The organism is Cryobacterium sp. TMB1-7 (assembly GCF_004402435.1).
Taxonomy (GTDB): domain Bacteria; phylum Actinomycetota; class Actinomycetes; order Actinomycetales; family Microbacteriaceae; genus Cryobacterium; species Cryobacterium zongtaii.
The window spans coordinates 620,759-645,926 of sequence record NZ_SOFZ01000029.1 but is presented as its reverse complement, the minus strand read 5'-3'; the positions used below and the strand labels follow the sequence as shown (position 1 = coordinate 645,926).

Below are 25,168 nucleotides of genomic sequence, written 5' to 3'. Positions count from 1 at the left end.
CGGTACGGGTTAGCGTGCCTGGGGCGGCCGGGTCATGCTCAGGACGTCCAGGGCCGTGTCGAGCTGCTCGAGGGTGACCTCGCCGCGTTCCACGAAGCCCAGGTCGATGACCGACTCGCGCACCGTGAGGCCCTGCGCCACGGAGTGCTTGGCCACCTTGGCGGCGGCTTCGTAGCCGATCACCCGGTTGAGCGGGGTAACGATCGACGGCGATGATTCGGCCAGCGCGCGGGCACGGTCGAGGTTGGCCTCGAGGCCGTCGACGGTCTTGTCGGCGAGCACCCGGGCGCCGTTGGTGAGTAGCCGGATCGACTCGAGCAGCGCCGTGCCCATCACGGGGATGGCCACGTTGAGTTCGAACGCGCCGGAGGCGCCGGACCAGGCGATGGTGGCGTCGTTGCCGATCACGCGGGAGCAGACCATGAGCACGGCCTCCGGGATGACCGGGTTGACCTTGCCGGGCATGATCGACGAGCCCGGCTGCAGGTCGGGGATGCTCAGCTCACCGATGCCGGTGTTGGGGCCGGAGCCCATCCAACGCAGGTCGTTGCAGATCTTGGTGAGGCCAACGGCGATGGTGCGCAGAGCACCGGAGGCGTCGACCAGGCCGTCACGGTTGGCCTGGGCCTCGAAGTGGTCGATGGCCTCGGTGATCGGCAGCTCGGTCTCGTCGCAGAGCAGCTCGATGACGAGCTGCGGGAAACCGGCCGGCGTGTTGATGCCGGTGCCGACGGCGGTGCCGCCCAGCGGCACCTCGGCGACGCGGGGGAGCGCGGTGCGCACCCGTTCGATGCCCAGGCGCATCTGGCGGGCGTAGCCGCCGAATTCCTGGCCGAGGGTGACCGGGGTGGCGTCCATCAGGTGGGTGCGGCCGGCCTTGACCGCGGTCGCCCACAGTTCGGCCTTGGCCTCGAACGCGACCGCGAGGTGATCCAGGGCCGGGATGAGGTCGTCGATGAGGGCGCTGGTCACGGCGATGTGCACCGAGGTGGGGAAGACGTCGTTGGAGGACTGCGACGCGTTCACGTGGTCGTTGGGGTGAACCGGGCTGCCCAGGCGGCGGGTGGCGAGGGTGGCGAGCACCTCGTTCATGTTCATGTTCGACGAGGTTCCGCTGCCGGTCTGGTACACGTCGATGGGGAACTGGGCGTCGTATCGACCGGTGATGACCTCGTCGGCGGCTGCCGCGATGGCGTCGGCGATGTTCGAGTCGAGCACGCCCAGACGGGCATTGGCGAGGGCCGCCGACTTTTTGATGCGGGCCAGGGCTGCGATCTGGGCGGACTCGAGCACGGATCCGGAGATCGGGAAGTTCTCGACCGCCCGCTGCGTCTGCGCACCGTAGAGCGCGTCGGCGGGAACCCGGACCTCGCCCATCGTGTCGTGTTCGATCCGGAATTCTGTCTCAGCTGAAATGTCCACCACGGTGTGTCATACCTTTCGATTCATGCGGGTTGCCGGTCGGTGTCGAGAGTTCCTAGACGACGCCGACGACGAGGTCAGGATCTGCGCGGCCCTCGAGGAGCCTGTAGTTCGCACCGACGATAGCCAATGTACCTTCTGCGATCGCGGCGCTGATCATCTCGGAGCGCTGCACGAGCTCCGCCACGGTGTCGCGCAGGTGTTCCCGGCCCACGGCGGATGCATCCACATCGTCGGGGTCGAGCGGACCGGTTTCGGGTCCATTGACGCGGCGCACCGCCGGCACGATCTTCTCGATGATGCTGTTGATGTGCGGCGGCAGGGCCTCGGCGTCTTCGGCTTGCGAGTCGATGGCGGCTCGGACCGCGCCGCACCTGTCGTGGCCGAGTACCAGGATCAAAGGCACCTTGAGCACCGCAACGGCGTACTCGAGTGAGCCGAGCACCGAATCGGAGATGACCTGGCCGGCGTTCCGCACGACGAACAGGTCTCCCAGGCCCTTGTCGAAGATGATCTCGGCGGCGAGCCTGGAGTCGCTGCAACCGAACAGGGCGGCCATGGGGTTCTGCACGAACGCGGTCTCGGCGCGACGGTCGACGTCCTGCCGGGGATGTTGCGGTGTGCCCGCCACGAAGCGTTCGTTGCCCGCGGCGAGGTCGTTCCAGACCTGGGCCGGTGTCAGAGTCGGTGTGTCGGTCATTCGCTGGAGCCGTTCTGTTCGGTGCCGGTCGGTTCGGTGTTGATCTGCCGGGCCACGGCGGCGGCGAGCACGGTCAGCTCTTCGTCGGTGGCGGTGCCGATGAGGAGATAGCTGCTGTCGCCGGCCTCGGTGACGAGGGCGGATTCGAAGTTGCCCCGGTCGGCGGCCGGCGCGGGATTGCGGTAGACAGCCCAGTCCAGACCGGCGATGGTGATGGTGTCGGTCGGTTCGACGTCTTCGAGCTGGTCGGCCAGCCAGGTGGGGTTGGCGTCGACGGCCTGGGTGAGCCCGATGAACTCATTCTCGGGGGTGAGCAGGCCGAGGTACCAGCTCGAGACACCGTCGTTGCCGCCCTGGCGCCACTGGGCGGCGTTGGCGGTCCAGCCGGGTGGGAGCTCGGGCACGACGAGCGGTTCCTCGACGCCGGACTGCGCCTGTTCGGCGACGCTCGTGTAGTCGACCTCGCGATTGATCGGGGTGTCGCTGCGGGGCACGATCAGCACCAGCACGATGACCGCGCCGAGGGTCGCCAACAGCGAGTAGACGAGGTTGTTGATGGTCTTGCGGGACCGGTAGTTCTTGGAGTTGGTTGCCAGCCGCCTAGCGCGTTCCTCGGCGGTCTCGGGGCGGCCGAGCTCCGCGACGACGCGCGGTGGGCGGGGACTGCGGCTCATTCCGCGGTGGCCGCGCCGCGGGCGGCGTCCAGGCGTGCTTTGGCGCCGATCAGCCATTCCTCACAGCGGGTGGCGAGGGCCTCGCCCCGCTCCCAGAGCGCCAGGGATTCCTCGAGCGTGGACGCACCCTGCTCGAGGACCGAGACGACACGGATCAGTTCGTCCCTGGCCTGCTCGTAGCTGAGCGAGTCGACCGCCGGGACGGTGCCGGCGGTGGTCGGAGTCGGGGCTGCGGACGAAGTCATGTCATCCATCCTATTTCTTTCCATCTATTTCGAGACCGCGGGCACGGTGCCAACGCCCACGGTGATGCGCAGCTCGGTGCCGGCCGGGGCCTGGTCGCTGGAGCGCAGCACGTGGCCGTCCGGCAGCTGCACGATGGCGTAGCCCCGATCGAGGGTGCCCTGGGGGGAGAGGGCGCGCAGTTGGGAGCGCAGCTCGACCACGCTGGACCCGGCGCGTTCGAGAGTACGGTGCATCAGCTCGGTGCCGCGCGCCACGTAGCGGGTGAGGTCCTGCGAACGACTGTCGATGATCCAGTCCGCGCCGGCGAGCACCGGTCGGCTGCGCAATTGGCCGAGCCTGTCGACCTCGGTGGCGAGGATACCGGTGAGCCGGCTGCTCAGCCGCGCCCGCGCCTGCTGCACCCTGTTGAGTTCGTCGGAGACGTCGGGCACCACCCGCTTCGCCGCGTCGGTGGGAGTCGAGGCGCGGAGGTCGGCGACATCGTCGAGCAGCGGCCGGTCGGCCTCGTGGCCGATGGCGCTGACCACCGGGGTAGTGCAGGCCGCGACGGCGCGCACGAGTGACTCGTCGCTGAAGCCGAGCAGGTTCTGGAAGTCGCCGCCGCCGCGGGCGACGATGATGACGTCCACCTCGGGGTCGGCATCCAGCGCCCTGATGGCCGCGGTGACCTCACCGACCATCCGGTCGCCCTGCACGGCGGCGTGCACCACCCTGAAGTCGACGGCCGGCCAGCGCAGCTGGGCGTTGCGGAGCACGTCTTTCTCGGCGTCGGAGTCCTTGCCGGTGACCAGCCCGATGCGGTGCGGCAGGAACGGCAGCGATCGTTTGCGGGACGCGTCGAAGAGGCCCTCGGCCTTGAGCTGCGCGCGCAGGCGTTCGAGCCGTTCCAGCAGGTCGCCGAGCCCCACGTGGCGCAGCTCGAAGACCTGCATCGTGAGGGAGCCGCCCTTGACCCAGTAGTTGGGCTTGACGAGGGCGATGACCCTGTCGCCCTGCTTGAAGTCACCGGTCAGGCGGGCCTTCACCGACGACCAGACCGTGAAGCTCACCGTCGCATCCACCGAGAGGTCCTTGAGCTTGCCGTAGACGTTGCCGCCGCTGGTGCCCCACTGCACGATCTCGCCCTCCACCCAGGCGGTGCCGAGCCGTTCGATGTAGCCGCGGATCTTGTTGGAGAGCACGGCGACGGGCCAGGGGGCGTCGACGGTGGGCGGCTCGTCGCCCGCGGCGGGCATCGTGACAGCGTTCATGGGTCTCCTGGTCTGCTGAGGGCTCGCACGGTCCGTTCAGACATGCCCGCTTAGACTGTTCGGGTGAGTACCAGTACTAATGCGCCCGTGATCGGCCTTGGCATGCCCAGAATTCCCAGCCTGCGCAACAGGCTCAAGGATACCCCGGTGGTCGGGCCGAAAAAGGTGCTGCTCGCGGCCCCGCGCGGCTACTGCGCCGGCGTGGACCGGGCGGTCATCGCGGTGGAGAAGGCCCTCGAACTGTACGGGGCGCCCGTCTACGTGCGCAAGCAGATCGTGCACAACACCCACGTGGTGAGCGAACTCGAGAAGAAGGGCGCCATCTTCGTCGAAGAAGTGGATGAGGTCCCCACCGGTTCGCATATCGTCTTCAGCGCGCACGGCGTGTCGCCGGCCGTGGTCAACGCCGCCGCCGCTCGCGGTCTGTCGGCCATCGACGCCACCTGCCCGCTCGTCACCAAGGTGCACCGCGAGGCTGTGCGCTTCGCCCGCGACGACTTCGAGATCTTGCTGATCGGCCACGAAGGCCACGAAGAGGTCGAGGGCACCGCCGGCGAGGCGCCGGAGCACACGACGCTCGTCGGCAGCCCGGACGAGGCCGACACTATCGTCGTGCGCGACCCGGACAAGGTGGTCTGGCTGTCGCAGACCACGCTGAGCGTTGACGAGACCATGGAGACGGTGCGCCGGCTGCGGGCCCGGTTCCCGAACCTGCAGGACCCGCCCAGCGACGACATCTGCTACGCCACCCAGAACCGTCAGGTGGCCATCAAGAAGGTCGCCCGCGACTCCGATCTGGTGATCGTGGTGGGGTCGGCGAACTCGTCCAACTCGGTACGCCTGGTGGAGGTGGCGCTGGAGTACGGCGCGAAGGCAGCCTACCGGGTGGACTACGCCAACGAAGTGAAGCAGGAGTGGCTCGACGGCGTGAACACCGTGGGCGTCACGAGCGGAGCATCCGTGCCCGAGGAACTCGTCGAGGAACTGCTGCGCGACCTGGCCGGCGCCGGCTACGGCGACGTGGAGCAGATCAAGACCGCCGAAGAAGACCTGCTCTTCTCGCTGCCCAAGGAGCTGCGCAAAGACCTGCAGGGCAAGACCGACGCGCGTGCGCTCGGGGGCAGGGTCAGTCGACCGGAGTAGTCGGTGGCTGGCCGGGCCTTACGGCTGGCTGAGGTACTCGAGCAACGCCGGGTCACCGGCGAGCACGACGGCCACGGCCGCGACCAGCAGGACAAACGCGACGACGCCGCCGATGATCGGAACGTAGAACGCGCGTCGGCCGCGCAGCAGCAGCAGGATCGACGAGACGGCCGCGGCCACCCAGACGACGGCCTGGCCGATGCTGCCGCCGGTGATGATCGCGGTGACGGAGTCCGTCACGGTGTACTCACCCAGTTCGGCCTGCGAATAGAGCATCGCCAGGGCCTGCGGCAGGCTGCCGAGAATCGAGATGGTGAAGTAGGCGCCGAGCAGCCCGAAGACCAGCAGGCTGATGGTGAGGGGTCGGTCCCAGGCAGGCGCCGTTCCCGGCACCGAACCTGGCGCCGCGGAGGCCGGCCGTTCGGCCGATCCCCGCGTCGCCCGGGCCGGCGTCACCGTGGTGGATGCGGCGGCAGAGGCCGCAGGAACGGGTTCGTCCTGCGGCGGCGTCCAGGTCCAGCCCTCCGGAGCCAGCTCGCCGTAGCGGGGCTGGGGGCGGTAGTCCACCGGCGGGGTGACCGCCGGGGTCTGGTCTGAAGCGTTCTCTGCCATCGTCATCCGGTGTTTTCTGTTGAACTAGCTGTTGGAGTGCCCGGCGGAACCGAGCTGGCGGGTGGCCTGGGCAACGCGAGCGGCCATGGCCGTCTCGGCAACCTTGCCCCAGGCGCGCGGGTCGTACAGCTTCTTGTTTCCGACTTCGCCGTCGACCTTGAGCACGCCGTCGTAGTTCTTCAGCATGTAGTCGGCGATGGCGCGGGTGAACGCGTACTGGGTGTCGGTGTCGACGTTCATCTTCACGACACCGTTGGCGACGGCTTCGGCGATCTCGGCATCGGTCGAGCCCGAGCCACCGTGGAAGACGAGGTCGAGGGGCAGTGCGCTGGTGCCGTACTTGGCGGCGACGCTGGCCTGGATCTCCGCAAGGAGCTCCGGACGCAGCTTGACGTTGCCGGGCTTGTAGACGCCGTGCACGTTGCCGAAGGTGAGGGCGGCCATATAGCGGCCCTGTTCGCCGAGGCCGAGGGCCTCGATCATCTTGACGGTGTCGTCGGAGGTCGTGTACAGGTTGTCGTTGATGTCGCCCTCAACGCCGTCTTCTTCGCCGCCGACGGCGCCGATCTCGACCTCGAGGATGGCGTTGATCGCCTTGGTGCGGGTGATGATGCCCTTGGCGATCTCGAGGTTCTCGTCGAGCGCGATGGCCGAGCCGTCCCACATGTGCGACTGGAAGATCGGGTTGAAGCCATCGGCGACGGCGGTCTCGGAGGCCGAGATGAGGGGCAGGACGAAGTCGTCCAGCGCACCCTTGGGGCAGTGGTCGGTGTGCAGGGCCACGGTGACGGGGTAGTTGTCAGCAACGGCGTGCGCGAACTTGGCGAACGCGAGGGCGCCGGCGGCACGGTTCTTGACGGTGTGACCGGCGAAGTAGTCGGCGCCACCGGTGGTGACCTGGATGATGCCGTCAGAGCCGGCTTCGGTCAGGCCCTGGAGAACGGCGTTGATGGACTGCGAGGAGGAGACGTTGAATGCGGGGTACGCGAACCCCTTCGACTTGGCCTTGTTCAGCATTTCGGCGTATTGGTCTGGGGTTGCGATGGGCATTGCTTCTCCTCGAAATCGAGCGGGGGTGTCCGTCAAGTCTAGCGAGGGCTTCTGTGTGAGCGCTCGGGGTACAAGGTCCCGCTCTAGGCACGCTGGGTATGCTGGCCCCGTACCGGCGTAGTTCCGGCGCGTCCCTCAGCAACCCACATACGACCTCGAAGGACACCAATACACAGTGACTACTGAACACGATTCTCTCTACCTCCACCCCGACCGCAGCCTCGGCATGGAGCTGGTGCGGGCCACCGAAGCCGCCGCCATCCGCGCTGTGCCGTTCATCGGCCGCGGCGACAAGAACGCCGCAGACGGTGCCGCCGTCGACGCGATGCGCAAATTCCTCGGCACTGTCGATTTCGACGGCGTCGTCGTCATCGGCGAGGGCGAGAAGGATGACGCGCCGATGCTCTACAACGGCGAGCACGTCGGCAGCGGGCGCGGGCCCTCCTGCGACATCGCGGTGGACCCCATCGACGGCACCTCACTCACCGCCAACGGGCGTCAGAACGCACTGAGCATGATCGCGGTCGCCGACCGGGGCAGCATGTACGACCCCAGTGCCGTGTTCTACATGGACAAGATCGTCACCGGATGGGAGGGCCACAACGTCGTGGACCTGCGCCAGCCGATCGGCGAGAACATTCGCGCTCTGGCCAAGGCCAAGGGCAAGGATGTGTCCGACATGACCATCGCCATCCTCGACCGGCCGCGGCACGCCGGCCTGATCGAAGAGGTGCGCGCGGCGGGCGCCGGCACCCGGTTGATGCTCGACGGCGACGTGGCCGGCGGCATCAACGCGGCCATCACCGAGACCCGGATCGACATGTGCGTGGGCATCGGCGGCACCCCGGAGGGCATCATCACCGCCTGTGCGTTGAAGGCGTTGGGCGGTTTCATCCAGGCGAAGCTGCACCCCAAGGACGACGACGAGGCCCAGCGGGCCATCGACGCCGGCCACGACCTTGACCGCATCCTGGGCGTGAACGACCTCGTCACCAGCGACAACACCTATTTCGTCGCCACCGGCGTCACCGACGGCCAGCTGGTCGGCGGGGTGCGCAAGATGGGGCCGAAGATCCGCACCGAGAGCATCGTGTTGCGCGGCAGTACCGGCACCATCCGCCGGGTCGTGGCCGAGCACCTTGCCGAGAAGTGGCTCTAGAGAGCCCTACTTTTATTCAACGAGGATGCCCAGCTGCGCCGCGAGCAACGGAGCGAGCAGCGCGAGCTGGGCGTCGTCGATGGTGGCGCCCCTGAGCCCTTCCAGGCTGTGGATGGCCGAGAAGTCGCTGGAGCGCAGGTCTACGTCGGTCAGCCGTGCGCCGGCCACGTCGAGGGTGCCGATCCGGCAGTCGCGGAGTTCCAGCCGTTGCACGGTGGCCCCGGAGAGGTCGAGCTCGTCGATGATGCAGTTGGAGATGAGCACGTCGGTGAGGGTGGCGTTGCGCAGGTTGATGAAGTCCAGCTTCGACCCGTCCAGCTGAACGCTGCGCAGGCTGGAGTCGTAGAGCTCTACCGAGCCGAGCCTGGAGTGCTCGATGCGCACGTCCCGCCAGCTCGATCGTGGCGCGCTGAACACGGCCGCGTGCAGTTCGGTGGCGACGCACTCGTTCCAGGTGCTGCCGCGCAGCACCGTGGTATTCAGGTCGACGCCGTGGAACTCACACTCCGCGAACCGGGTGCCGGTGAAGTCCCGGCCGGAGAAGTCCACCCGGCTGTAGCGTTCGGCCTCACGGTCGTCACCGCGGCCCACCAGCGCGCCGTCGTTGTCGAGCAGGTTCTCGAGCAGGATCCGGTCCAGCTGGGGTCCGCGCCGCTTCGACCGGGCCGGTGGCTTGGCCACTAGGAGGCCCGCTCGGCGACGGGTTCGAGCAGGAACACCGGGATGACCCGATCGGTCTTGACCTGGTAATCGGCGTAGTCGGGGTACGCCAGAACGGCCCGCTCCCACCAAAGGGCCTTCTCGTCGCCGGTGATTTCCCGGGCGAGCATGTCGCGTCGCACCGGACCGTCCTGCACCTCGACGAGCGGATGCGCGAGCACGTTGGCGTACCAGACCGGGTTCTTCGGGCTGCCGCCGAGCGACGCCACGGCGGCGTAACGGCCGTCGTGTTCGACGCGCATGAGCGGAGCCTTGCGGATCTTGCCGGATTTGGCGCCGAGGGTGCTCAGGACGATCACGGGCATCCCGCGCATGGTGGTGCCCTTGGTGCCGGCGGAGGTCTCGTAGAGTTCGACCTGGTCGCGGACCCACTTCTCGGGGCTGGGCTCGTACTCTCCGTGCAGGGGCATGCTGGCTATCTTTCTCTCGGGGGAAAACGGGGGTGGCGCGGGGCGTACCGCGGAATGTAGCGCCAGAGCACGCCGGCTCCCACCAGGCCCACCACTCCCATCACAGCACTGGCCACCGACAGCGACAACAGTGCGATCATGGCGGCGACGGCCAGGGGAGCGGCGGCGCTGCCGAAGTCGGCGGTGAACCGCCAGGCGCCCAGGAACGGGGCCGGGCCGCCGGCCGGCGCCAGGTCGGCGCCCAGGGTCATCAGCAATCCGCTGCCGATACCGTTGGCCACGGACAGGAACATCGCCACGGCGATGAACCACGCCACGTTCTCGGGCAGATCGTGGGTGAACGCGAGGCCGAGCATGCCGACCCCCAGTCCGGTCATCGACGGGATCGCGGTCCACATGCGCCCGAAGCGGTCCATGATCTGGCCGCTGGCATAGAAGAGCGCGAAGTCGATGCCGCCGGCGATGCCGATGATGAGGGCGGTGTCGGGTTCGTTGATGCCGATGCTGACCGCCCAGAGCGGCAGCAGCACCGTGCGGGTGGCCCGCATCGCACCGACCAGCCCCGCGCCGGTGCCCAGCCGCAGCAGCACGCCCCGGTAGCGCCAGATGGTGCTGAACAGTCCCGCGGTCTCCGCGACGGCGACGGGAGCAGGCTTCGCGAAGGTAATCGTCGGATCCGGCAGCAGCATCAGCACGACGGCGGCGGCCACGCAACAGACGATGAACACCCAGAAGACGGCGGTGGTGCTGCCGGTGAGGTGGATGACCCCGGCGGCCAGGAACGGTCCGACGAACCAACCGGCGCGGAAGACGCCGCCGAGGGTCGACAGCGCCCTGGCCCGGTAGGCCACGGGCACGTAGCTGGTCATGAAGGCATGGCGGGCCAGAGCGAACACGGCCGTGGCCAGGCCGATCAGGAAGATGCCCACCAGCAGCACGACCGGGTTGGGGGCGACGATGCAGACCAGCACGGCGATGATCGCCAGCAGCGACGCCCCGATCATCGAGTTGCGTTCGCCGATGCGGGACACTATCGCGCCGCTGGGGATGTCGCCGACGAGTTCACCGACCATGACCATGGCCGCGATGAAACCGGCGAAGGCCAGCGACGCGCCGAGGCCGTCCGCAACCAGGGGGATGAGCGGGATCATCGCACCCTCGCCGATGGAGAAGAGCAGCGTGGGTAGAAACGCGGCCAGAGCCACTCCCCGGAGGCTGAAGGGGCGCTCGGTGCTCATCCGTTCGATGTTACCTCTCGCCCGGTAGGCTGGATTCCACAATGATTGAGCTGGATTTCTCTGAGCAGATCGCCGCGCTGCGGGCCACGTTTGACGACATCCGGTCGGTGATCGACATCGACAGGCTGAAGCTGGACATTGCCGAGTTGAGCGACCAGGCGGGTGCCCCCGACCTGTGGAACGACTCCGAGCACGCCCAAAAGGTGACCAGCGAGCTCAGCCACCGCCAGAGCGAGCTCAAACGCATCGACAGCATCGAGTCCCGCCTCGACGACCTCGAGGTGCTCGTGGAGCTGGCCAACGCCGAGGGCGACCAGGAATCGGCCGATGAGGCCACGGCCGAACTGCGCAGCGTGCAGAAGGTCCTCGGCGACCTCGAGGTGCACACCCTGCTCAACGGTGAGTTCGACCCCAACCCTGCCGTGATCACCATCCGGGCCGGGGCCGGTGGCGTGGACGCCGCCGACTTCGCCGAGATGCTGTTGCGCATGTACCTGCGGTGGGCCGAGCAGCACGATTACACCACCAACGTTCTCGACGTGAGCTACGCCGAAGAGGCCGGTATCAAGTCCGCCACGTTCGAGGTGAACGCGCCGTACGCGTTCGGCACCCTCAGCGTCGAAGCCGGCACGCACCGGCTGGTCCGGATGAGCCCGTTCAACTCCGCGGGCAAGCGCCAGACCTCCTTCGCCGCCGTCGAGGTGGTCCCGCTGATCGCCCAGGCCGAGGCCGTGGAGATTCCCGACAACGACATCCGCGTCGATGTGTTCCGCTCCAGCGGCCCCGGCGGGCAGTCGGTGAACACCACAGACTCCGCCGTGCGCATCACCCACCTGCCCACCGGACTGGTGGTGAGCTGCCAGAACGAAAAGAGCCAGATCCAGAACCGCGCGGCGGCGATGCGGGTGCTGGCGTCCAGGCTGTTGTTGCTGCAGCGTGAGCAGGAGGCGGCCACCAAGAAGGAGTTCGCCGGAATCATCACCGCGAGCTGGGGTGACCAGATGCGCAGCTACGTGCTCGCGCCGTATCAAATGGTCAAGGACCTGCGCACCGAGTACGAGGTCAACAACCCGTCCAACGTGTTCGACGGTGACCTGGACGGATTCATCGCCGCCGGCATCCGCTGGCGCAAGACCCCCACCGACTAGGCGTGTCAACCTTTGGACTTGCTGCTTGAGGCATGTCGCAAGTAGGTAAATCCCGGATGGCTGCCTAGGCTCGAAACGCCATGATCCGATTTGATCACATCACCAAGAAATATCCCGGTACGAACCGACCGGCCCTGAACTCAATCGACGTCGAAATTCTTCGCGGCGAGTTTGTCTTCCTGGTCGGGGCTTCGGGCTCGGGAAAGTCGAGCTGCCTTCGCCTGATGTTGAAGGAGGAGAAGCCGTCCAGCGGAAGCATTCACGTGCTCGGCCAGGATTTGCGCTCCATCTCCAACCGCAAGGTGCCCTACTTCCGTCGCAACCTCGGGGTGGTCTTCCAGGACTTCCGTCTGCTGCCGAACAAGACCGTCTACGACAACGTCGCGTTCAGCCTGCAGGTCATCGGTAAGTCCCGTGGGTACATCCAGGAAGCCGTGCCCGACACCCTGCAGATGGTGGGCCTGGCTGAGAAGGCGCAGCGTCTGCCACACGAACTCTCCGGTGGTGAGCAGCAGCGCGTGGCCATCGCCCGAGCGATCGTGAACAAACCGCAGATCGTTCTCGCCGACGAACCGACCGGAAACCTCGACCCCACCACCAGTGCGGAGATCATGTCGCTGCTGGCCCGGATCAACGCCGGCGGCACCACCGTGATCATGGCCACGCACGAGGCCGGCATCGTCGACAAGATGAAGCGCCGCGTGATCGAACTCTCCGCGGGCCAGATCGTGCGCGACGAGCGTCAGGGCGGCTACGCCACGGCGGCCATCCCGATGGTGCTGCCCCCCGGCGAGCGGGCCGCGTCGAGGTCCTCGCGGATGCCGGCCACGGGCTCCGCCCCGGCCACGCCGCTGACCCACCCCGCGCCGGAGGTGCTGCCCCAGGAGGTGGCATCGGCCGAGGTCGAGGCCGCCGCGGTTGCGGTGAGCACCGCGCTGCCGGTAGAGCCGACGCCCGAACCGGCACCGGCGATCGAACGGGCCGAGCCCCTGTCGGTCGTGGCTTCCACCCCATTGGTCCCTGTCGTGGCGCCCATCCCGCCGGTTCCGGTCATGGCCGAGCAGCCCGCAGCGGTTGACCGTCAGCCGGAAACCCCTGAGCCGGAACCCGACCAGCAGGCCGCTGCGCCGCCGGTCGAGCAGCCGACCTCCACGATGTCCAGGCCGGTGCTCCCGGTCACCCAACACGACGAACCAGAACAGCTCACCCTGGCCGAGAAGCTCGGCCTGCGGGCTCCGGGCGAAAAGGCCGATCCCACCAGTGAGCAGAACGTAGGACCCACCCGATGAGACTCGGACTTGTGCTTTCCGAAGCATCCAACGGCCTGCGCCGCAACGCCTCCATGGTCGTCTCGGTCGTGCTGGTCACCTTCATCTCGCTCACCTTCGTGGGCGCGGCGATCCTGATGCAGATGCAGATCGGCCAGATGAAGAACTTCTGGTACGACCGCGCACAGGTGGGCATTTACATGTGCACCGCCATCTCGCCGGGGGAGACCTGCACCGCAGGCGAAGCCTCCCAGGAGCAGATCGACTCGGTGCAGGCGCAGCTGGAGTCCCCGACCCTGGCAACCTTCATCGACAAGTACTACTTCGAGACGCACGAGCAGGCGTTCGAGAACTTCAAAACGCAGTTCGCGGGCAACCCCGTGGCCGACTACGTGACAGCCGAACAGCTCAACCAGACCTTCTGGGTCAACCTCAACAACCCCGAGGACTCCGAAGTGCTGGTCGAGAGCCTGTCCGGCGTCGCCGGGGTCGAGAATGTCGCCGATCAACGCAAGTACCTCGATCAGATTTTCTCGGTGCTGAACGTGGCCAGCTATACAGCCATCGGCATCGCATCGTTGATGCTCGTGGCGGCGGCCCTGCTGATTGCCACGACCATCCGGCTGTCGGCGTTCTCCAGGCGCAAGGAGTTGGGCATCATGCGACTGGTGGGTGCGTCGAACCGATTCATCCAAACGCCGTTCATCCTCGAGGGTGTCTTCGCGGCGCTGCTGGGTTCACTGCTGGCCGGTGGGGCGATCGTGGCGATCGTGCACTACTTCGTGCAGGGCTACCTGGGTGCCAGTCTCACTGGCTTCGCCCTGGTCGGCCTCGATGACGCGTTCACCGTGGTGCCGATCCTGCTGGTGCTCGGTGCGGCGCTGGCCGCGGCGTCGGCCAACTTCGCGATCACCCGCTATCTGAAGGTCTGATCCGATGCACTAGACTGATGGGCTGCCCGGCGGATGCCTGGCCGCTTCACTGAACCGATCGAGGAGAATGCCGTGCCCAGGGAAAAAGGCGAGAAGGTCGTCGCGACCAATCGCAAGGCGCGCCACGACTACCTCATCGAGGATACGTACGAGGCCGGAATGGTGCTCAGCGGCACCGAGGTGAAGTCCCTCCGCGCCGGACGGGCGTCCCTCGTCGACGGCTACGCGTTCATCGAGTCCGGGGAGGCCTGGCTGGATGCCGTGCACATTCCGGAGTACACCGCCGGCACCTGGACGAACCACCCGCCCCGTCGCAAGCGCAAGCTGCTGCTGCACAAGGCGGAGATCGTCAAGATCAGCCACAAGACCAAAGAGGGCGGCTACACCCTGATTCCGCTGAAGATCTACTTCAGCGACGGCAAGGCCAAGGTCGAGATCGCGGTGGCCAAGGGTAAGAAGGAATACGACAAGCGGCAGACCCTGCGCGAACGCCAGGACAAGCGCGAGTCCGACCGAGCCATCTCCGCCCGCCGCAACCTCGGCGACTAGCCAGACCCGCCCCGCCCCGAGTCGCCCGCTCAATCTGGCCGCTACTCGTCTTGTGGTCGGGTCTTCGGGTCGTGCGCCCGGTGTTTTCCGGGTGTGCGCCATGTCCCGGACGGGTCGATCCAGTGCGGGGCCATCACTCGCGGCCGCCCGCCGACCATCCGGATTCTCCACCCGCTGCTGTCGATGGTGTGGTGGTGGTACCAGCACAGCAATACCCCGTTGGAAGCATGGGTTTTCCCACCGACCTGCCACGGCACCACATGGTGTACTTCGGTCCACTGGGGTGGGCAGTCGCAGCCCGGGATGATGCAGCCACCGTCTCTGGCGGTGATCATTTTGCGTTGCATCGGGGAGAAACAACGGGCTTTGGAGCCCAGGCCGAGGACGGCACCGGCCCTGCCGAAGAAGACGGGCTGGAAGCCGCCGTTGTCGATCATCTGCGTAATGGTCTTCATCGAGACCGGCCCGTCGACGCCGTCGATCCAACCGACGCCGGCGTCCTTGAGGAGGTCGGCCGCGTTCACATGCACCATCACCGTCGGTGGCATGCCGCCCATGGTCGGGGTGCGGGGGTCTTGGGCGACCTGCACCAGGATGCCGCGGAGAATATCGGCGCGCTTCTCCCCGCCGGTGCGTTCGTCGATCAGCTCGCCGGGCACGAGTTCGCCGGCTTCGATGCGTTGCTGTTCCTGTGCGGACGGGAACCGTGGTGCGGAGCGGGCGGATTGGAAGGTGTTGAACAGGTTCTGGATGACACCCTTGAGGACCGGGGTCACGCCGCCACGCAGCGGGTAGAGGCCCCGGGTGAGCTCGCCGAAGGATATGGTGGATTTCGCTTCAACCGTGGTCGCGTTCGGGGCGGCCCCGTCGGGGTTTAGTAGCGCCTGCATCCGTGCCGCCAGGGACCGCAGATCATCGGCCGGATAGGTGAACCCCTCCGAATCGCCACGCCGCAGAATCGGACCGGTGCACCGGATGTCGCTGTCGCCGGGGCCGCGGGTGCGATCGAAGACCGACCCTGTCGCCCGCTCGACGAGGCCGAGCTCGGCGGATTCGACGTCGGCCTGGTCGGCATCGAAGCGGCCGTGCACCTTATAGTCGGCCAGCCCCTTCACGATCGTCTCCGCCGCATCGATCCCCAATTCCCCGGCGCGCATCGCGGCCGCCACCGCGGGGAACTCCGGCTCCAGCACCTGGCCGGCCAGCATCCTCTGGGCCACCTTCTCACCCAGCGCCAGGCGCCGTTTCATCTCCTGCCGAGACGCCAAGGTGAGGCGGGTGAGCAGGTCGCTTTGATGCGACGCCCCCAACCGCCACGCCATCGAATCCCGGCCCAACCCGGGGCGGGACCGGTATCCGACAACGGTCGCCGCGCCAACCCGGGCCGCGTCCACGGGCCGGCCGGCATTCTCGACCGTCTGGGTGAACGCCACCACCTCCGCGTCACTGAGCGAGTCGAGGTCGGTCGACTCCAGAACGGCCTGCACCATCCCCGCGGCATCCGCGAGGACCCGGAGCTTTTCACCGAAGGCGCCGGTGAACGCACGCTGCACCCCCGGGATCGCCGACGGATCCCGCCACTCCGGCTTGCCCTCACCGCCGAACTGAGTGTCGGCGGTGCCGCTCACGCTGCCGGCATCCGGTGCCGGCCCGGCCAGGCCGGTGTTCCAGTCGTGGAGATTGGAGCCGGTGGGAGAAGTTCCCGTCGGTGCGGGGGAGCCTGGAGCCAGCTCGTCGTCCATACGCCCATTATCTCATAAATCGTAGAAGTATGCGAGAATTTGTCATGAATCTGTAGGCCAGGTATCGTAAACATTTTCGCTAGACGGCGCGTTGTCGATGACGGCATGCGGCATCCGTCGCTACCGGGGTGGCGCGAAAGTGTTGTATCCTGAAAGGCCGTGGTGGTGAGCTGCAATGTTCGCCACTGCGGTTCTGGAAACAGGATTGGTAACTCAACAGCGTGTGACAACAACCGCGTTCTGCGCAACTCATTCGAGTCGGCAGCACGTGAACATGGGGATGATCGGTTTCGACATTGCCTGCGTAACTGTGAGAAGCGGGTCGAGGATGCAGGGTTATCTCGTAAACGATCTCTGCAAAACAATAAGTGCCAATTCAAACCGCACTGTCTCGCGTTCCGCTTTCGCCCTCGCGGCCTAAGTAGAACCACATTGAGACCGTCAGACCGGGAATGCTCTCTACTCGGATCCTGACGTCATTTAGAGAGATTGCTCCTATCCTGAGCCTCGGGGTATAGGGGGACTCAAACGAGGGCTGGGCTCGTCGGATCAGCTGCCAGTGGCAAGTTCCGGAGCCGAGTAGAACGCCTTCACTGGATACACCCGTAGAAGAAACATGACCACAGCAATGGACCGGGGTTCAATTCCCCGCATCTCCACCATTGGGTTGTTGCCACACGCTGTTGACCACCAACATGCAAAACGCCACCTCTCGAGGTGGCGTTTTGTGTATTCAGGAGCGGCCGGCCCGACGTGGTCAGTCGACCAGGAAGGGCTGATGCCGATACCCGTCCATTTCGAGAATGAGTGCGGACGATTCCGGTACCTCGACGAAGGCGCCGGGCAGGTCGTTGAGCGGCTCGGACACCACGACCTTCGCATGATCACCGAAGGCGGCCAGCCGCTCCTGGTCGGGGTACATCTGGCGGAGCGTGCGGATGTCCGCCGAATGAAACAACGTGCGCGTGCGTCCCTGGGTCGAGTAACGGAAGGCCCACAAGGTGGTGCCGTCGGAGACGGCGACGGTGCCCTGCCAGGGAAAACGCACATCGTGATCGTGGCCGACAGACTCGACGGTGCGAATGGCGCGCCCGATGGCATCGATAGGGTCATCACGGAGCCCGTAGGTCAGCGCGAGGTGAAAGAGCACCTCTGAGTCCGTCGTGCCGAGCACGTTCGGGTACAGCGACGGGTCGATCGCCAACGTCAGGTCGCGCCTGAGCTCGCGCCACCCCGCAATGGCGCCGTTGTGCATGAACATCCAGTTCTGATAGCGATACGGATGGCAGTTCGTCTGCTGGATCGGCGGTGCGGTTGCCGCGCGAACATGGGTGAAGAAGAGCGGGCTGGTGAGAGCCCTGGTGAGCTCGCTCAGGTTCGCGTCGTTCCACGCGGGTTCGATGCTGTGGAACAGCGCCGGTGCGGTGCCCTTCGGGGCTCCCGTGGGGTACCAGCCGAAGCCGAAGCCATCCCCGTTCACCGTCTCGGCTCCGAGCGGGGAGTTCAGCGATTGCGCGACTATCGAGTGCTTAGCGTCGAGCACGATCATTGAGGGTTGCAGGGGTTCCCCGAGGTACGCCAGCCATCTGCACATCCGTCCATCTCCCATCCGGCACCGCCGCGGTGGCGCGCACGCGACCATTGTGCACCCGTCCACCGAGGGCGGTCCGGTTCCCCCAACAGGGTGATGCAAGACCCTTGACCGCCATCCGGCTACAGGTCACACTCGTCGCAGACGGTTCACACTGTCGTGATCCGACGGCGACGGAAGAGGTCAACGTGGCTACGTTTGGCATCGAAGAGGAGTTCCAATTCCTCGATCCTGACACCCTGTTCCCCGTGGATGTGGGCGCCCAGGCCTTCGAGCACCTGTCGACGATGCCCGAATGGCAGGGCGTGACGCACCGGGAGTTCCTGGCCTCCCAGATCGAGCACGCTTCGGCGGTGTTCGAAGAGATGGACGACGCTCACACGGCCATGACGGGCTTTCGACGCGCGGTCGCCGACCAGGCGGCCGAACTCGGTGTGATCGTGGCGAGTGTCGGCACCCCGCCCGACACGACGGCGTTCCCCACGATCACCGACACCGAGCGCTACCAACGAATCGTGCGCACCATGGACGCCGTGATCGCCGACCATCAGGTGAGCGGTCTGCACGTGCACGTCGGCATCCCAAGCCGGGAGGCCGGGGTGATCGTCCTGAATGCGGTGCGGCCCTGGTTGCCGCTCTTCACGGCCATCGCCGCGAACTCGCCGCTGTGGCGGGGGCAGGACACCGGGCATGACAGCTGGCGCACGGTGTTGCTGCGCCGGTGGACGACTTCGGGCTGCCCGCCGGCCTTCCTCGACGCCGCGGACTACGACCGACGCATCGCACGACTGCTGGGCATTGGCGGCACCGTCGACCTGGGTGTGATCATGTGGGATGTACGGCTCTCGGAGCACCTGCCCACGATCGAGTTCCGGGTGGCAGACGCACAGCTCGATGCGCAGACCACGCTGTTCATCACCGCGTTGTGCCGGGCGTTCGTGGCACATTCACTCGGGGTGCCGGCCGCGCAGGCCGCCGCCGCGAGCGCATCCGCCCAGATGCCCTCCGAACTCCTCTCCGCTGCCCTGCTGCACTCGGCCCATCACGGGATGGACCGGCAGGTCTTCGATCCGCTGCGCGGCGGGCTGGCCCCGGCTCACGGCTGCCTCCGCCGATTCGTGCGGATGCTCGAGCCCGAGCTCGTAGAACTGGGCGACGTCGAACTGGTGCGAGAGGCGGTGGCCCGGCTCAGAGTCGACGGCACCGGTGCGGCACAGCAGCGTGCCGCCTTCAGCCGGGGCGGCCGGCCCGAGCTGCGCCGGCTGCTCACCAGGACGTTGACCCCGGCTCGGCGCGCCGAGAGGGTGACGGTGGCCGCTGGAGCGATCCTCGGCTGAGGACGCTCGCCATGGTCAGACGGCGGGGTGTGGGTGCAGCCGCAGGCCGGCGGAGGTGCCGATCGCCTCGCGCTGACCGCCGGAGTGCACGATCTCGGTGCCGTGCACGGTGAGCTGGCTTGCGTGCGCGCGCAGCGCATCCGTCACCACCGCGAGGTGCTGGGGCAGATCGAACCATTCTTCGTCGCCCGCGGGTGCCTCGAGGACCTCGGCGAAGGCGGTGCCGGTGGCCGTGGTCGCGGCGTGGGCGGCATCGTGGGCGCGCACGTGGTCGGGATGCCCGTAACCGCCGCCGTCGTCGTAACTGATCACCAGGGACGGCCGCAGCCGCACAATCAGGGCCGCGATGTCGGCCGTGACCTCGGCCAGCGGCGCCACCGAGAGGGCGTCGTCGGCGGCGTCGTCCGCCGGCCCGGCCAGGCCGGGGCGAATCCAGACCATGCCGGAGTCGCGGTAGCGGCGGGGCTCGAGGCCGTCGACCCTGGCGGGCGGCTCACCGAGCCAGAACCGTTCGGTGATGCCCAGGATGCCGGTGGCCCGTTCGAGCTCCAGTTCCCGTTCGCGCGCCAGCTCCTCGGTGCCGGCCAGGGCCGTGAGCGGACCGTCGACGACCTCGCCGCGTTCGCCCCGTGAGCAGGTGAGCAGGCACACCCGGCTGCCCCTGGCGACGAACTCGGCGATGAGTGCGCCGGTGGAGATGGTCTCGTCGTCGGGGTGGGCGTGCACGAACAGCACCGACCGCTGGCCGTCGAGCAGGCTCACGCGCAGACCGATACCGGCAGCAGGGCGCAGTAAACGTCGAGCAGGGACGCGGCGGAGCGCGACCAGTCGAAGGTCTCGGCGCGCGCGCGGGCCGCCAGCGACAGGCGCCGCGCCAGGGCGGGGTCCGCGAGCACGTCGGTGAGCGCATCCGCCCAGACCTGCGGGTCGCGCGACTCGATGAGCAGACCGGTGTCGCCGTCGAGCACAGCTTCGCGCAGTCCGCCCGTGCCCTGGGCGACGACGGGAACACCGCTGGCCGCGGCCTCCAGGGCCACCAGGCCGAAGGTCTCGGAGTGTGAGGGAACCAGCACCACCCGGGCGCCGCGGAGCAGGGCCGCCAGGTCGACGCGGGACCGCGGACCGACGAAGCGCACCCCGTTCTCAATGCCGTGCCGGGCCGCGAGCCGGTTCAGCTCATCGATGTAGCCGTCGTAGTCGGCCGAGGCGTCACCCGCGATCACGAGCTCCGGCCTCAGGTGAGCCGGCACGGCGGCGATGGCCTCGATGGCCAGGTCGAGGCCCTTGAGCGGCTGGAGGCGCCCGGCGACCACCGCGTAGCCGCGGTCCGATGGCGTGGCCCGGTCCGCTCCGGCTGCTGCGGGCGCGACGGGATGGAAAAGGGACCCGTCCACGCCGGGTGGGACTATCGCGATGCGGTTCATCGACCCGCCGAGCCGACGCACGACGGTGTCGGCCTCGGCGGCGCTCACGGCCACGATCAGGTCCGATTCCCGGGCCAGCCAGGCTTCGCCGGCCATCCGCCCGCCGGATTCGGGCCGCTCGCCCGCCGACAGCGGGGTGGCCTCGTCGGCCGCGATGGAGTGGAAGCTCTGTACGTGCGGCACGCCCAGCTCGCGGGCCAGTGGCAGCATCGCCATGCCGGAGAACCAGTGATGCGAGTGGATGACGTCCCACGGACCCAGCGCGGCGGCCTGCGCACGGAATTCGTCGATGAACCCCTCGTGGTCGCCCTTGGGCACCGAGCGGAGCGGTCCGGCGTCGAGGTAACGCAGGGTGACGCCGGCGCCCAGGCTCCGGGCGGCGGGCATCTCGGGGGAGGACCGTCGGGTCAGGATCTCCACCTGGTGGCCCAGCGCGGCCATGGCCTCGGCCTGGTGCCGCACCACGACATTCATGCCGCCGGCGTCCCCCGAACCGGGCTCGGCACCGGGGGAGGTGTGCAGGGAAACCAGGGCGATACGCAGGGGATCTGTAACAGGGGACACTACAGAATCTTATGACACCGGGGGATGCGTATGATGAGACCCAGTTGTATGCAATGTACGCCTACGACCGTCCAGTACCAACAACTTCGAGTTGGAGGGTCACGTGCGCGAAGCCCTGCGGTGCGCGATGGTCCCCGTGATGCTCGCCTGGCTCGCTACTCTAGAGCGCAAGTTCCGCGGCATCCCGGTGCCGGACGATGCTCCCCAGGCGCACTCGCCGGGAATCGACAGTGACCGTATCCTCATCGTCGGCGGCGGACCGGCCATCGGCTGGGGTGTGCTCAGTCACACCCTCGCACTGCCGGGCGCTCTGGCCAGGGCGCTCACGGCCCGCACCGGTCGCGGCGTGGATGTCGACGTGATCGCCCGGTCGAACATGACGCCGCGCAACGCGCCAGAGCACATCGACTTCGCCAACCTGTGGCGATACGACGCCGTGGTGCTCACCCTCGGCCTGTTCGACGCGGGCCGGCTCACGTCCACACGGGCCTGGCGCCGGGACCTCGCCAGCCTGGTTGAGCAGATCCAGCACTCGAGCTCCCTCGGCACCGAGGTCTTCGTCGCCGGGATCGCCCCGGTGGCGTTGATTCCGGCCTTCAACGGCCCCTTCGGCGCACTGGCCGGCAGGCACGCGCTGGAGCTCAACGCTGTGAGCGAAGACGTCTGTGCCGCTGTCGACCGGCTGACCTTCGTGAGGCTGCCCGGCACGCCGGTCGCCAGGTCCGGCCGGTTCCGGTCCGCGAGCGACTACGACCTCTGGGCGGAGGTGCTGGCCGAGCCGATGGCCGGCCCGCTGGAGCCCCTGCGACGCACCGATGGGGTGCCGGCACCCGAAGTGCAGGGCCGCACGCCCGAGGAGATCGAACAGGCCAGGCACCGGGCGCTGATGGCGTTGAACCTGCTCGACACCGCACCGGAGGCGCGGTTCGACCGGATTGTTGCGCTGGCCCGCTCGTCGCTGGGCACCAGCGCGGCCGCATTCACGGTGATCGACGGTCACAGGCAATGGCACAAGGCGACGGTGGGCCTCGCGGTGTTCGACATTCCCCGCAGCGAGTCGTTCTGCACCGTCACGGTGCTCGAGTCGGCGGCTCTGGTTGTTCCCGACGCGCGGCTTGACCCGAGATTCCGGGACAATCCTCTGGTCGTCTCCGGTCCCCGGTTGCGCTTTTACGCCGGTTTCCCGATCGAATCACCCTCGGGCGAACGCATCGGCGCGCTCTGCGTGTACGACCAGAACCCCCGCTCCCAGGAGGACGTTGACCTGGTGTTGTTGCGCGAGTTGGCGCTGTTGCTGCAGTACGAGCTCTGGCAGTCGGCCGGCGCCGTCGACCGAGCCGACACCGCGGGGCCGTAGGTCCGGGCTCTTAGCGCCGTCTGCCCAGTGGGGTCGGCTCAGCGAACCGGTGGGGCGATGGCGTCCAGCGCCGGCTGGTGCAGCAGGCCGTTGGTGGCCAGGGCGCTGCCGTGCCACGGGCCGGCCGCGCCATCGGCCGAGGTGAACACGCCACCGGCCTCCTGCACAATAGGCACCAGGGCCGCCATGTCGTACGGCTGCAGGTCGAATTCGCCGGCGATGTCAAGGTGTCCCTCGGCGAGCAGCATGTACGACCACATGTCGCCGTAGGCCCGGGTGCGCCAGACCTGCCGGGTCAGCGCCACGAGCCCGTCGAGCCGGCCGGCCGCATCCCACTGCTGGATACTGCCGTAGCTGAGGGACGCGTCCGCGAGGGTCTCGACACCGGAGACGTGCAGACGGGTGGGCGCGGCCTCGGGACGGCGGGCATCGGTCGCCCAGGCTCCGCCGCCGGTCGCGGCCCACCACCGTTTACCCAGGGCGGGGGAGCTGACCACACCGAGCACCGGAACCCCGTCGATCGCGAGGGCGATCAGGGTGCCCCAGATGCTGATGCCCCGCAAAAAGCCGGCGGTGCCGTCGATCGGGTCGATGATCCACTGCCGGGTCGTCGACCCCGCCGTGCCGAATTCCTCACCGAGGATTCCGTCGCCGGGGCGCCGCTCGGCCAGGAGAGCACGGATGGCGCGCTCGACCGCCTGGTCGGCATCCGTCACCGGGGTGCGGTCCGGCTTGGTGGTGACAACAAGGTCGAGGGCTTCGAATCGGGCCATCGAGATCGCGTCGGCCGCATCGGCCAGCTCGAGGGCCAGCGTGAGATCATCGGCGAGGGTGGGCGGCAGGGTCTCGGTCACGCTCCCCAGAATAGTGACTGGGGCGCGACACGCCGATGTCAGCTCTCGATTGGCGCGAGCGCCGAAACTGATGGTAATGTCTCATGTCGGCGGGGATGCCCCGCCTGAACGATATGCACAAAAATACGCACCTCTAGCTCAATTGGCAGAGCAGCTGACTCTTAATCAGCGGGTTCCCGGTTCAAGTCCGGGGGGGTGCACCACACGAAAGACAAGCCCGGCCGCGAGTGTGCGGCCGGGCTTTTCTGTACCCTCAAACGACCGCTTAAGCTGTGAGCGGGCTGTGTGTGACGGGAGCGCCGGAACAGGCCGGTACGCCGACACGTTGTGCCCAGGGAATGTCCACGACACGAGGAGAGACACTATGAGCACAACCACTGAGAAGGCGACACTGGCCGGCGGCTGTTTCTGGGGCGTCGAGGAACTGGTGCGGAAGCGCGAGGGCGTTCTCTCCACCCGGGTGGGCTACACCGGCGGCGACACCCCGAACGCCACCTACCGCAACCACGGCGACCACGCCGAGGCGATCGAGATCACCTTCGACCCCGAGCGCACCAGCTTCCGGGAACTGCTGGAGTTCTTCTTCCAGATCCACGACCCGTCGACGAAGGACCGCCAGGGCAACGACCGTGGCCGCAGCTACCGTTCGGCGATCTTCTTCGCGGATGCCGAGCAGGAGCGCGTCGCCCGCGACACCATCGCGGATGTCGACGCATCCGGTATCTGGCCGGGCCCCGTCGTGACCGAGGTGGAACCTGTCGGCGACTTCTGGTTGGCCGAGCCCGAGCACCAGGACTACCTGCAGAACTACCCCAACGGCTACACCTGCCACTTCGTGCGGCCGGGCTGGGTCCTGCCGCGCCGTGAGCAGACCGCCAGCTAACCAGCCCCCGGCGCGCGGCCCGGTCGTGCTCGCCCTGCCGTTCGCGGGCCGGTGGCTGGCGGGCAACAGCCCGGCCCGACGCGTGCCGAGCCATGGCACCGACCTGCTCGGCGAGCGCTACGCGATCGACTTCACCGGGGTGGATGATCGCGGGCGCACGGCAGCCAGCCGCGACTGGGGCACCTACGTCGGCACAGAACCACCGGAGCGGTTCTTCGCCTACGGGCGGGCGATCCTGGCACCGGCCGCCGGCGTCGTCGTCGAGGCGTTCGACGGCGAGGTCGACCACCCCGCCCGGCGATCTCAGCTGGCGCTCGTGCCATACGCCCTGGGCCAGGTGGCGCGGCTCCGGGCCGGAGTGGGAGCCATCGCCGGCAATCACATCGTCATCGAACTCGTCGGGGGTGCCGGGTTTCTGGCTCTCGTGCATCTGCGGGCCGGTTCCATTCGCGTTCGTCCGGGAGACACCGTAAACCCGGGGCAACCTCTGGCCGAATGCGGGAATTCCGGCAACTCGACCCAGCCGCACCTGCATCTGCAGGTGATGGACAGCCCGGACCTGTCTATCGCGCGAGGCCTGCCACTGGCCTTTCGGCGCTACCGGGAGTGGCCGGCCGGCGCGAAGCATCCAGTACTTCGGGACGTCGGTATCCCTGGCGAGGGCGCCACCGTCGAGCCCCTGCCGTCATAGTGGAGGCCTCGAGTTGGGCATCGACGGACTCGGCGTCCAGGCTCAACGCGTGGTGTCCGGGCACCCACCGGCTGAACACTTTTTGCCACGGCGGGCATTGACAGCCGCCGACCCCCGGGCAATCGTGGACCCTTCACAGGGTCTTTCCGCCCGCCGGAGGGTTTCGCCGCTCGCGAGGGCTCCAGCGTCGTCCACAGAGGAGCC

At 67.7% G+C, this 25,168-nt stretch carries 25 protein-coding genes, 1 tRNA gene and 1 other RNA gene; 12 read left to right on the top strand and 15 right to left on the bottom strand.

The features are described from left to right. Positions 1 to 9 precede the first annotated feature (9 nt). The 5 genes from E3O60_RS16190 to xseA are packed head-to-tail and all read right to left on the bottom strand — an operon-like array spanning position 10 to position 4,292. On the bottom strand, positions 10 to 1,425 hold the full coding sequence (locus tag E3O60_RS16190) for an aspartate ammonia-lyase (RefSeq protein ID WP_174776212.1): 1,416 nt from the start codon (positions 1,423 to 1,425) through the stop codon (positions 10 to 12). Positions 1,426 to 1,477: 52 nt separating this feature from the next. Beyond that, the gene (locus E3O60_RS16185; protein ID WP_088456700.1) at positions 1,478 to 2,122 is read right to left on the bottom strand and encodes a carbonic anhydrase; all 645 of its coding nucleotides are present in this window, start codon (positions 2,120 to 2,122) and stop codon (positions 1,478 to 1,480) included. Next, on the bottom strand, positions 2,119 to 2,796 hold the full coding sequence (locus E3O60_RS16180) for a DUF4245 domain-containing protein (protein ID WP_134498633.1): 678 nt from the start codon (positions 2,794 to 2,796) through the stop codon (positions 2,119 to 2,121). Before E3O60_RS16180 ends, E3O60_RS16185 begins: the two co-directional genes overlap by 4 nt. Then, entirely contained in the window at positions 2,793 to 3,041 is a 249-nt protein-coding gene (locus E3O60_RS16175; RefSeq protein ID WP_088458066.1) for an exodeoxyribonuclease VII small subunit, read from the bottom strand. The genes E3O60_RS16180 and E3O60_RS16175 overlap by 4 nt, the downstream gene beginning before the upstream one ends. A 24-nt stretch (positions 3,042 to 3,065) precedes the next feature. Next, positions 3,066 to 4,292, bottom strand: a complete 1,227-nt coding sequence (gene xseA, locus E3O60_RS16170) for an exodeoxyribonuclease VII large subunit (protein ID WP_240632223.1) — start codon at positions 4,290 to 4,292, stop codon at positions 3,066 to 3,068. A 102-nt stretch (positions 4,293 to 4,394) separates the two neighbouring features. Between xseA and E3O60_RS16165 the strand changes: the two genes are divergently transcribed. Beyond that, complete coding sequence (locus E3O60_RS16165; RefSeq protein ID WP_088458064.1) at positions 4,395 to 5,435, top strand: 4-hydroxy-3-methylbut-2-enyl diphosphate reductase; 1,041 nt, start codon at positions 4,395 to 4,397, stop codon at positions 5,433 to 5,435. 18 nt (positions 5,436 to 5,453) lie between these two features. On the opposite strand, the gene E3O60_RS16160 is transcribed toward E3O60_RS16165, so the two are convergent. Together E3O60_RS16160 and fbaA are read right to left on the bottom strand one after the other, a co-directional pair. After that, complete coding sequence (locus tag E3O60_RS16160) at positions 5,454 to 6,053, bottom strand: DUF6264 family protein (RefSeq protein ID WP_121678487.1); 600 nt, start codon at positions 6,051 to 6,053, stop codon at positions 5,454 to 5,456. 18 nt (positions 6,054 to 6,071) lie between these two features. Beyond that, positions 6,072 to 7,097: a class II fructose-bisphosphate aldolase gene (fbaA, locus tag E3O60_RS16155; RefSeq protein ID WP_134498631.1), complete on the bottom strand. Its 1,026-nt coding sequence runs from the start codon at positions 7,095 to 7,097 to the stop codon at positions 6,072 to 6,074. Between the two features lie 226 nt (positions 7,098 to 7,323). Here fbaA and glpX point away from each other — a divergent pair, with 226 nt between their 5' ends. Next, entirely contained in the window at positions 7,324 to 8,256 is a 933-nt protein-coding gene (glpX, locus tag E3O60_RS16150; protein ID WP_174776216.1) for a class II fructose-bisphosphatase, read from the top strand. Positions 8,257 to 8,268: 12 nt separating this feature from the next. On the opposite strand, the gene E3O60_RS16145 is transcribed toward glpX, so the two are convergent. The 3 genes from E3O60_RS16145 to E3O60_RS16135 are packed head-to-tail and all read right to left on the bottom strand — an operon-like array spanning position 8,269 to position 10,624. Then, positions 8,269 to 8,937: a pentapeptide repeat-containing protein gene (locus E3O60_RS16145; protein WP_088456695.1), complete on the bottom strand. Its 669-nt coding sequence runs from the start codon at positions 8,935 to 8,937 to the stop codon at positions 8,269 to 8,271. Next, a complete protein-coding gene (locus E3O60_RS16140) occupies positions 8,937 to 9,386 on the bottom strand; it encodes a nitroreductase family deazaflavin-dependent oxidoreductase (RefSeq protein ID WP_088456694.1) in 450 nt (149 codons plus the stop codon). Before E3O60_RS16140 ends, E3O60_RS16145 begins: the two co-directional genes overlap by 1 nt. Before the next feature lie 5 nt (positions 9,387 to 9,391). Further along, positions 9,392 to 10,624 carry an MFS transporter gene (locus E3O60_RS16135; RefSeq protein ID WP_134498629.1) on the bottom strand — a complete coding sequence of 411 codons (1,233 nt, stop codon included), beginning with the start codon at positions 10,622 to 10,624 and terminating at the stop codon, positions 9,392 to 9,394. 41 nt (positions 10,625 to 10,665) lie between these two features. On the opposite strand from E3O60_RS16135, the gene prfB reads away from it, so the two are divergent. From prfB to smpB, 4 genes are all read left to right on the top strand, one after another. Then, positions 10,666 to 11,772: a peptide chain release factor 2 gene (gene prfB / locus E3O60_RS16130; protein ID WP_088456692.1), complete on the top strand. Its 1,107-nt coding sequence runs from the start codon at positions 10,666 to 10,668 to the stop codon at positions 11,770 to 11,772. 80 nt (positions 11,773 to 11,852) lie between these two features. Continuing rightward, positions 11,853 to 13,061: a cell division ATP-binding protein FtsE gene (ftsE, locus tag E3O60_RS16125; protein WP_134498627.1), complete on the top strand. Its 1,209-nt coding sequence runs from the start codon at positions 11,853 to 11,855 to the stop codon at positions 13,059 to 13,061. Continuing rightward, the gene (gene ftsX, locus E3O60_RS16120; protein WP_088456690.1) at positions 13,058 to 13,972 is read left to right on the top strand and encodes a permease-like cell division protein FtsX; all 915 of its coding nucleotides are present in this window, start codon (positions 13,058 to 13,060) and stop codon (positions 13,970 to 13,972) included. Before ftsE ends, ftsX begins: the two co-directional genes overlap by 4 nt. Positions 13,973 to 14,044: 72 nt before the next feature. Beyond that, a complete protein-coding gene (smpB, locus tag E3O60_RS16115) occupies positions 14,045 to 14,521 on the top strand; it encodes an SsrA-binding protein SmpB (RefSeq protein ID WP_088458063.1) in 477 nt (158 codons plus the stop codon). 41 nt (positions 14,522 to 14,562) lie between these two features. On the opposite strand, the gene E3O60_RS16110 is transcribed toward smpB, so the two are convergent. Beyond that, positions 14,563 to 16,263: an HNH endonuclease signature motif containing protein gene (locus tag E3O60_RS16110; RefSeq protein WP_134498625.1), complete on the bottom strand. Its 1,701-nt coding sequence runs from the start codon at positions 16,261 to 16,263 to the stop codon at positions 14,563 to 14,565. Between the two features lie 276 nt (positions 16,264 to 16,539). On the opposite strand from E3O60_RS16110, the gene ssrA reads away from it, so the two are divergent. Next, positions 16,540 to 16,925, top strand: a transfer-messenger RNA (tmRNA) gene (gene ssrA / locus E3O60_RS16105). Between the two features lie 95 nt (positions 16,926 to 17,020). Here the strand turns inward: ssrA and E3O60_RS16100 are convergent. Further along, on the bottom strand, positions 17,021 to 17,812 hold the full coding sequence (locus E3O60_RS16100) for a class II glutamine amidotransferase (RefSeq protein WP_240632222.1): 792 nt from the start codon (positions 17,810 to 17,812) through the stop codon (positions 17,021 to 17,023). Positions 17,813 to 18,042: 230 nt separating this feature from the next. Between E3O60_RS16100 and E3O60_RS16095 the strand changes: the two genes are divergently transcribed. Then, the gene (locus tag E3O60_RS16095; protein ID WP_166788902.1) at positions 18,043 to 19,191 is read left to right on the top strand and encodes a YbdK family carboxylate-amine ligase; all 1,149 of its coding nucleotides are present in this window, start codon (positions 18,043 to 18,045) and stop codon (positions 19,189 to 19,191) included. 15 nt (positions 19,192 to 19,206) lie between these two features. On the opposite strand, the gene E3O60_RS16090 is transcribed toward E3O60_RS16095, so the two are convergent. After that, a complete protein-coding gene (locus E3O60_RS16090) occupies positions 19,207 to 19,953 on the bottom strand; it encodes a PIG-L family deacetylase (RefSeq protein ID WP_241983553.1) in 747 nt (248 codons plus the stop codon). Beyond that, positions 19,950 to 21,179 (bottom strand): glycosyltransferase, encoded by a 1,230-nt coding sequence (locus E3O60_RS16085; RefSeq protein ID WP_134409319.1) that lies wholly within the window; start codon positions 21,177 to 21,179, stop codon positions 19,950 to 19,952. The genes E3O60_RS16090 and E3O60_RS16085 overlap by 4 nt, the downstream gene beginning before the upstream one ends. Before the next feature lie 103 nt (positions 21,180 to 21,282). Here E3O60_RS16085 and E3O60_RS16080 point away from each other — a divergent pair, with 103 nt between their 5' ends. Continuing rightward, on the top strand, positions 21,283 to 22,536 hold the full coding sequence (locus E3O60_RS16080; protein WP_134498623.1) for a GAF domain-containing protein: 1,254 nt from the start codon (positions 21,283 to 21,285) through the stop codon (positions 22,534 to 22,536). A 38-nt stretch (positions 22,537 to 22,574) separates the two neighbouring features. Here the strand turns inward: E3O60_RS16080 and E3O60_RS16075 are convergent, their stop codons facing one another. Then, positions 22,575 to 23,390: an inositol monophosphatase family protein gene (locus E3O60_RS16075; protein WP_240632220.1), complete on the bottom strand. Its 816-nt coding sequence runs from the start codon at positions 23,388 to 23,390 to the stop codon at positions 22,575 to 22,577. 127 nt (positions 23,391 to 23,517) lie between these two features. Between E3O60_RS16075 and E3O60_RS16070 the strand changes: the two genes are divergently transcribed. From E3O60_RS16070 to E3O60_RS16060, 3 genes are all read left to right on the top strand, one after another. Further along, positions 23,518 to 23,593, top strand: a tRNA-Lys gene (locus E3O60_RS16070). Positions 23,594 to 23,754: 161 nt separating this feature from the next. Further along, a complete protein-coding gene (gene msrA, locus E3O60_RS16065) occupies positions 23,755 to 24,273 on the top strand; it encodes a peptide-methionine (S)-S-oxide reductase MsrA (protein WP_134409317.1) in 519 nt (172 codons plus the stop codon). Then, positions 24,254 to 24,964: a M23 family metallopeptidase gene (locus E3O60_RS16060; protein WP_134498621.1), complete on the top strand. Its 711-nt coding sequence runs from the start codon at positions 24,254 to 24,256 to the stop codon at positions 24,962 to 24,964. Before msrA ends, E3O60_RS16060 begins: the two co-directional genes overlap by 20 nt. Positions 24,965 to 25,168: the final 204 nt, after the last annotated feature.

Coding starts and splice junctions, on each gene's coding strand:
- E3O60_RS16185 (WP_088456700.1), bottom strand. CDS start 2,122: ATGACCGACACACCGACTCTGACACCGGCCCAGGTCTGGAACGACCTC.
- E3O60_RS16180 (WP_134498633.1), bottom strand. CDS start 2,796: ATGAGCCGCAGTCCCCGCCCACCGCGCGTCGTCGCGGAGCTCGGCCGC.
- E3O60_RS16175 (WP_088458066.1), bottom strand. CDS start 3,041: ATGACTTCGTCCGCAGCCCCGACTCCGACCACCGCCGGCACCGTCCCG.
- xseA (WP_240632223.1), bottom strand. CDS start 4,292: ATGAACGCTGTCACGATGCCCGCCGCGGGCGACGAGCCGCCCACCGTC.
- E3O60_RS16165 (WP_088458064.1), top strand. CDS start 4,395: ATGCCCAGAATTCCCAGCCTGCGCAACAGGCTCAAGGATACCCCGGTG.
- E3O60_RS16160 (WP_121678487.1), bottom strand. CDS start 6,053: ATGACGATGGCAGAGAACGCTTCAGACCAGACCCCGGCGGTCACCCCG.
- fbaA (WP_134498631.1), bottom strand. CDS start 7,097: ATGCCCATCGCAACCCCAGACCAATACGCCGAAATGCTGAACAAGGCC.
- glpX (WP_174776216.1), top strand. CDS start 7,324: ATGGAGCTGGTGCGGGCCACCGAAGCCGCCGCCATCCGCGCTGTGCCG.
- E3O60_RS16140 (WP_088456694.1), bottom strand. CDS start 9,386: ATGCCCCTGCACGGAGAGTACGAGCCCAGCCCCGAGAAGTGGGTCCGC.
- E3O60_RS16135 (WP_134498629.1), bottom strand. CDS start 10,624: ATGAGCACCGAGCGCCCCTTCAGCCTCCGGGGAGTGGCTCTGGCCGCG.
- prfB (WP_088456692.1), top strand. CDS start 10,666: ATGATTGAGCTGGATTTCTCTGAGCAGATCGCCGCGCTGCGGGCCACG.
- ftsE (WP_134498627.1), top strand. CDS start 11,853: ATGATCCGATTTGATCACATCACCAAGAAATATCCCGGTACGAACCGA.
- ftsX (WP_088456690.1), top strand. CDS start 13,058: ATGAGACTCGGACTTGTGCTTTCCGAAGCATCCAACGGCCTGCGCCGC.
- E3O60_RS16110 (WP_134498625.1), bottom strand. CDS start 16,263: ATGGACGACGAGCTGGCTCCAGGCTCCCCCGCACCGACGGGAACTTCT.
- E3O60_RS16100 (WP_240632222.1), bottom strand. CDS start 17,812: ATGATCGTGCTCGACGCTAAGCACTCGATAGTCGCGCAATCGCTGAAC.
- msrA (WP_134409317.1), top strand. CDS start 23,755: ATGAGCACAACCACTGAGAAGGCGACACTGGCCGGCGGCTGTTTCTGG.